The 6,547-nt window shown below is 63.3% G+C and carries 7 protein-coding genes; 1 reads left to right on the top strand and 6 read right to left on the bottom strand.

Annotation, left to right across the window (positions count from 1 at the left end; genetic code table 11):
* The coding region (locus tag BO1_RS55040) for an IS5 family transposase (RefSeq protein ID WP_043288751.1) at positions 1–559 on the top strand (559 nt) is incomplete at its 5' end.
* A 204-nt stretch (positions 560–763) separates the two neighbouring features.
* On the opposite strand, the gene BO1_RS55035 is transcribed toward BO1_RS55040, so the two are convergent.
* The 6 genes from BO1_RS55035 to BO1_RS41790 form a co-directional block, all read right to left on the bottom strand.
* Entirely contained in the window at positions 764–1,888 is a 1,125-nt protein-coding gene (locus tag BO1_RS55035) for a TQO small subunit DoxD (RefSeq protein ID WP_156992711.1), read from the bottom strand.
* A 63-nt stretch (positions 1,889–1,951) separates the two neighbouring features.
* Positions 1,952–2,956 (bottom strand): LysR substrate-binding domain-containing protein, encoded by a 1,005-nt coding sequence (locus BO1_RS55030; protein ID WP_052409807.1) that lies wholly within the window; start codon positions 2,954–2,956, stop codon positions 1,952–1,954.
* A gap of 78 nt (positions 2,957–3,034) precedes the next feature.
* On the bottom strand, positions 3,035–4,048 hold the full coding sequence (locus tag BO1_RS41805; RefSeq protein ID WP_156992709.1) for a substrate-binding domain-containing protein: 1,014 nt from the start codon (positions 4,046–4,048) through the stop codon (positions 3,035–3,037).
* Between the two features lie 32 nt (positions 4,049–4,080).
* Positions 4,081–4,674, bottom strand: a complete 594-nt coding sequence (locus BO1_RS41800; protein ID WP_043288748.1) for a DsrE family protein — start codon at positions 4,672–4,674, stop codon at positions 4,081–4,083.
* A gap of 80 nt (positions 4,675–4,754) precedes the next feature.
* Complete coding sequence (locus BO1_RS41795) at positions 4,755–5,780, bottom strand: YeiH family protein (RefSeq protein WP_043288746.1); 1,026 nt, start codon at positions 5,778–5,780, stop codon at positions 4,755–4,757.
* A 158-nt stretch (positions 5,781–5,938) separates the two neighbouring features.
* Complete coding sequence (locus tag BO1_RS41790; protein ID WP_028222648.1) at positions 5,939–6,385, bottom strand: winged helix-turn-helix transcriptional regulator; 447 nt, start codon at positions 6,383–6,385, stop codon at positions 5,939–5,941.
* Positions 6,386–6,547: the final 162 nt, after the last annotated feature.

The raw sequence follows: 6,547 nt of genomic DNA, 5'->3' as shown, positions 1-6,547 counted from the left end.
CAAGCGGCGCAGCAATGAGACTCACGAGTCGGGTACCGATCCGGACGCGCGGCTGTTCAGGAAGAGCAAAGGCACGCCGTCCATCCTCTGTTACCAGGGGCACATCCTGATGGAGAACCGATCGGGCTTGGTGGTGGGTGCTATGGTGAGCCATGCCGATGGTTTTGGCGAACGCGCCAGCGCCTTGCGCTTGCTCGATTGCGTTCCGGGCCGTCATGCCAAGACGCTCGGCGCCGACAAGGGTTACGACACGCGCGACTTTGTGCGGGACTGTCGTGCGCGCAAGGTGACGCCACATGTCGCGCGCAACGACGCGCATCAAGGCGGCAGCGCGATCGACGGCCGCACGTCGCGGCACGTCGGCTACGGCATCAGCCAGGTGATTCGCAAACGCATCGAGGAGCACTTCGGCTGGGGCAAGACCGTCGGCAGGATTCGACAGACCGTGTATCGCGGCATTAAACGGGTCGACCAGCACTTCAAGCTGACGATGCTGGCGAGCAACCTGACTCGCATGGCCCGAATACTGGCGGCGGTGCCACAAGGGGCAATGCGATGAGCCGGCCAGGTGTGGCCGTCGCGCGGCAACACGCCGACTGGCCCGCTCGCCAGCGGGGCAGCCGGGACGATTTATCCGCAACTCAGCAGCCAGTCGCATACGCAACCCTTTTAAACAGGGCCACGGCCGTCATAACGAGGCGCTTTTCAACAGCCTGCTAAGGCCGGTTGCATTTCGCGGGGAAGCGAGCAACGGGTTTGCGGATCAATGCAGGCCGCTCGCCGTGGCTGGCGCCGCCGCGTTTTGCAGTGGCGCCGAAAAGCTCCGCCCGTCGACATCGGTCACCTGCAAGGTTTTCGCGCGGGCAAGCGGCGCCGCTGCGGAGGTGGGCGCGGGCAACGTGATGGTCGACGCGGCTCCCATGGCCGCGCGCCAGCCGAACGCCCCCGGACCGAACCGGTTATACGCGTAGTCGTTCTCGAACGCGGTCTTCGGCATCATCGAGAGCGTGGCTGTGTCCCATTGCGCGACGGGGCTGCCGAGTGCGTCCAGCAGCGCGGCTTTCACGACATGAACCGGGGCCTCGGGCGTGCCGGCATCCAGCGCGATGTGAAAGCGCACGCCCGCGTTCGGCAATAGCGTTGCGTCGGTCAATGTCAGGTGATGCACAGTCGGGCTGACCGGGCCGCTGTGGAACGGCGACCAGACAGAGCCGCGGAAATAGCTGTACGTCCCAACAACGAACACGATCGTAAAGGACAGTACCGCCAGCGCGAGCCTGCGAAAGGCGGTATCGGACAGCGGCAACGCTGCGCAGCCAGAAGCCCAGCGAAATCCGGGGTTCGTCGAGCGTTGTGGTTTGCGGCGCAACAGGACATTGTCGAGCGACCAGGCGCCGCCGCCGGCCAGCAGCAGTGTCGCCCCCATCGCCAGATTGCAGGACGCCATGGTCCATTCGTCGATGCAGGTCGCGCCCTGCCAGCCGAACATCAGCATCAGCAGAACCGAAAAGCCCATCGACGCGAGCGCGGCAGCGCGCGTGAAGAGACCAAGGATCAGCAGAAGTCCGACGATCAGCTCCGCCGCGCTAAACAGGATCACCCCTGCATACAGCGCGTAGAAGTGATGGAGCAAGAAACTGATGACGTGTCCCATCCCAAGCAGCGCACCCGGCATGGCCGTCTGGAACTTGTTGGCCATCCAGTGGCCGGCATGCGGATCGAGCTTGCTCGGCGCATAGATGAAGCGGCGTGAGCCTCCGCCCCAATAAATGAAGCCCTGAATGATCCGCACTGGGGCGAGCGAGATGGCGGCAATGCGCCATGCGCGCTGGTCCCAGACACTCGCGGCGCGCTCGTGTTCAATCGGCTGCATGGTTATCGTATTCATGGAAACGTCTCCGAACAGGGGTTGGAATGTGACAGGAGGCGATGGGCGCCTGTGCGGGTTTCGCTAGCCGACCTGTGCGGGCTTGCGCTCGCGCACCGGAGCACACGGCAATGGACGACGCAGCGGGGTCACGTTCTCCGGCCTCGTCATCTGCGCGATCGGCTCTGTCGCAACGGGCTGGCGGGCGGGGTCCTTCGGCGCGCCGGACGAGAGCAGCTCTGCCAGCGCTTGCACACTGCGGCGAGGCACGGCGTCGCGTCTGAGCGCGATGCGCGCCTGCCGTGCCTGTGCTGCCGCAATGGGCAATGCGCGCAGGCCGTGGTCGCGCCGCGGATCGAAGGCGAGATCGGCGACGATCCCGACGCCCAGCCCGAGACCGACACAGGCCTTCACCGTCTCGGCGTCGCAGGCACGCACCGCGACGTCGAGTTTCAGGCCCGCGGAGCTCAGTAGTGCTCCCTGGCCGAACATTTCGTCTTCGACGACGAGTTTCTCCGCGGCAATCTCGGCGAACTCGACGCGCGGCCGCCTCGCCAGGGGATGGCTTGCCGCGAAAATGGCCATGGGGTTCAAGCTGGCACACGGGAAGCTCATCAGCACGTCGTCGTCCGGCAAATCGGCCGTCGTCACGGCGAGGTCCGCACTGCCATCGCGCGCCATGTCGATCGCCTGCGCAGGTGTGACCGGCATCACCGCAACCGCCATCTTCGGAAACCGCGAGCGCCAGTCGGCGATCGCCTGCGGGAGCCAGTAGCGTGCAAACGTATGAGTCGTCGCAATGACCAACTCGCCCTGATCCTGCATCGCGTAGTCGAGGCGCACACGCCTGAGCGCGTCCACCTCGCCCATGATTCGCTCGGCCGCTGCCACGACGAGCTTGCCTTGCGCGGTGACCGCGCGCAGCCGCTTGCCGTGGCGAGAGAAGATCTCGATGCCGAGTTCGTCCTCGAGCTCGATGATGGCCTTTGAAATGCCCGGTTGGGACGTGTACAGAGACCTCGCGGCAGCAGTCAGATTGAGATTCTGGCGTACCGCCTCGCGTATGAAACGGAGTTGATGCAGGTTCACGAAGGGCTTCTCCGATGCAGTCGCGGCAAATCTGCCATGCGGGTGGGCGTACCGGGTAGCGCCCGCCGTCAAAGAAAATCAGCCTGGGGTGGCGCGGTACGCATGGAATCCGTACTGTTCGAAAATCGCGAGCGCGGCGGGCGAGCGGATGAATTCGAGCCACTGCTTCGCGGCCTCGGGATGCGGCGCATGCGCTGCAAGCGCGCCCGCATAGACCGCGGTCACGTTGTCCTGACCGGGAATGCTCACGTCTTCGATCGGGTGGCCCGCCTGTTCCTGAAATACCGCTTCGGACTGCCAGGTCATGCCGGCCTGAACCTTGCCCGACATGATCCATAGCGGCGTTTGCCGGTGATGGATATGGGTGAGCAGGGTCGAGCCGTCCGCGACCTTCGCACTGTAGACAGTGTTGACCAGCGCGCTTCCGCCCGCATGTTCGAGCGCAGCTTTGATCTGCCGCGCAATGCCTTCGAAGGCCGGGTTAGGCATGGCGAGCCGCAGGCCTGGCCTGGCCAGATCGGCGAGGCCGGCGATGTGTTCCGGATTGCCTTTCGCGACCATGATCGTCAGCGTATTCGTGACATAGGGCACCGCGGGCGCAGTCAGCCGACCCGCCTGAATCTCTTTTTCCACGGCCTTGAGTCCCGCCAGGTACACGTCGGGCTTCGCAGTCCACGTCATGTTGCCAACGGTGATCGTGCCGTCAGCCTCCATTTGCTTCGCCAGCAGACCCGGTGGAATCGTCTCCCAGTAGACGCGCCCCTTGTATTGCGGATAACGCGTCTCGAACGTCTTCACGAGCGGCGCCATGGCGAAAAAGTAGTTGCCGCCCACGTACAGAGATAGCGCGGCGTGAAACGGGTCGCCGTGAAAGTCGGCCAGATTGTCGGCATCCGGTTCGGTGAAGTCGAGGCCGCGTTCCGTGCGATCGTTGTTGGCACCGTGTTGCCATGGTGGATAGACGGCTTCGTTTTTCGCCACGCCCGATGCGTCGTGCGCGGGCAGGCTCTGCCCGTGGGCGAGCCCGAAGACCATGGCGCCAAGGGTGCACGTGATGAGCGCGGAGCGCTTCATGCGCTTGGGGATCAACATCCTCTGAACTCCTGTGTTCGGTCAATGCAGGTTCACAGCGGCATCAATGCATAGCCTTGCTGCTGCAGCGTCGTGATAGTGGTGAGCGCCGAGAGCGCGAGTGTGATGCGCGAATCGATCCAGTCGTAGGCGAAATGATGTTCTGCCACCGCCTGACCGCAAACCGCTATCGTCACGCCGGCCTTCTTCAAGGCGTCGATCAACGGCAGATTGGGATTGGGCACGCCAAAGGCGGCGCGATAATGCGCGTCGTCGAGCGCGAGCGGGGTGGCCGCGCCGTAGGCGACGGCAACGAACTTCAGCTTGTCGAGCGGCACGCCCGCCGCAACATAGAGATTCACGGTGCGCGCCACGTGGTCCAGCGCGGGATCGACTTTGTCGGGCTGCGCAGGCGCCTGGGTCAATGCGAAGACGACCTTGTAGACCTGACCCGGCTGCGGCCTGAATGCACCGTTCGGGAGGTCATGCATTTTTCCGTAATGCTCGATGGTCGGCGTTGTCCAGAAGTTCGGGGCATCGGCGGGCGCGGCGGTGGCCGGGACGGCTACGATGCCGATCAATGCAGCCGCAGCCCAAGCCCTGAATCGAAGGAGTGCGAAAGTTCTGCTGGCGGAGGAGGTAGTCATGGTTGAGATCCGACGGATAGGAAAGGTCACTCAGGCGTTGCCGGTTCATCGCGTGGTTGCAACGGCTCGACCGATGATGCTCAGATTTGCCCCATTGCGTATTGCACGACGAGGCTACTCACCGAAACGGCGACCCAAACGCCCAGGCCAAGGACAATCGGGCGTGCGCCCGTGGCTGCCATCTGACGCAGATTCGACGAAAGGCCAATCGCCGACAACGCGAGAATGATCATGAATTCGGCCGCATCGTGAATGGCGGGCTGCGCGGCCTCGGGAATCACGCCGGCCGTCCGCAAGCCCGACGCGACCAGGAACCACAGGATGAACCACGGGAATATGCGTGCGAGCCGGAAATTTCCGGTTCCCTTGCGCTTTGCGCGGCCTGCGGCGACGAGCGCGAGCACGAGGCAGATGGGCATGATCAGCGTGGCCCGCGTGAGCTTGACAATCGTGGCGAAGTCGCCAGCCTCCTTGCTGTAGCTGTATCCGGCCGCCACCACTGAAGAGGTGTCGTTGATCGCCGTGCCAGCCCACATGCCGAAACCGGCATTGGAGAGATGGAGCCAGTGGCCAAGCACGGGAAACAGGAGCACGGCGACAACGTTGAACAGAAAGATGGTGGAAATGGCAAACGCTGTCTCGTGCGCTTCGGGCTCGACGATCGGGGAGACCGCCGCGATGGCTGAGCCGCCGCAGATCGCGGTGCCAATGCCAATCAGCAAGGTGAGGCGATCGCCCACGCCGAGCAGGCGGCCGACGATCCACGCGGCGAGTGCCGCGGTCGTGACCGTGACAGTCGTGACGGCCAGCGAGTCGAGCCCGGTGTGGGCAACCTGAGCCAGGCTGAGCCCCGCGCCAAGCGCAATGATCGACCATTGCAGAACGTGCTTCGCGGCAAAGCGGATGCCGGGTTCAAAGGCTGCGCCCGGCGCAAACAGATGGCGCGCGAGTATCCCGAAGACAATGCCGAACACCGGGCCGCCGATCAACGGGACATCGCGGCCGGCCAGCAATGCCGCGATGGCAATACCGGTGGTGAGGACGAGGCCGGCCCAGGGCCTGGGGCGATCGGGTATGAGCGCAATGGCGGGGGTTTGGGTAGACATGGCCGAATCGAGTGAAGGGATGGGCCAAGTCTAGAGACCTCGCAACGATCAGAAAAATCGTTATGTTTGATGATATATATCGCGCCGCCCTATGATTTCAGCGCGCTTACGATGGGGGATTCGCAGGTATCAACGCTTGCCCGTGAAGAGCGGCTTCTTCAAGCCGGCTTCTTGACCTCGGTATCGCGAGGCGCGAGTTCGTGACCTTCACGGGTCCGGGGAGACATGAAAAGCAGGGGTTTGCCCGTTGCCTTGTCGATCAGCGACGAGTGCTGCTCGCCGCGCGCGAACAGGTGGCGTTCGCCCCACTGCTGAAGCGCGACGATCACCGGAAACAGCGTTTCCCCTTTGGCCGTCAATACGTACTCCTGATAGGCCGTGCCATCCGATGCCGGGCGTGTTTCGAGGATGCCCTCTTCGACGAGACTGGCCAGGCGTCCGGACAGAATGTTGCGCGCTACGCCCAGATTGCGCTGGATGTCGCCGAAGCGATAAATCCCGTCGAAGACATCGCGCAGGATCAAGAGCGACCACCGGTCGCCAATCACGTCTACCGAGCGCGCGACGGGGCAGGTCTCCTTGTTGGTCGATTTGTGGCGTGCCATGGCAATTCCTTTTGGCGAGTTCCTTGAACGAAAAGCGGTGTCTCGCGTAGTTGCATTTTAAAACTAGTCTGCCTATGATTCAATCAGTTTCATTTTGCAACCAGATTGGATGCCATGGATACGGAACCCATTGAGCTTGCTTTGTCTGACGACCCTGGCGAG

Source organism: Paraburkholderia oxyphila NBRC 105797 (assembly GCF_000685075.1).
Classification (GTDB): Bacteria; Pseudomonadota; Gammaproteobacteria; order Burkholderiales; family Burkholderiaceae; genus Paraburkholderia; species Paraburkholderia oxyphila.
This window is presented reverse-complemented; position numbering and strand designations above follow the sequence as displayed.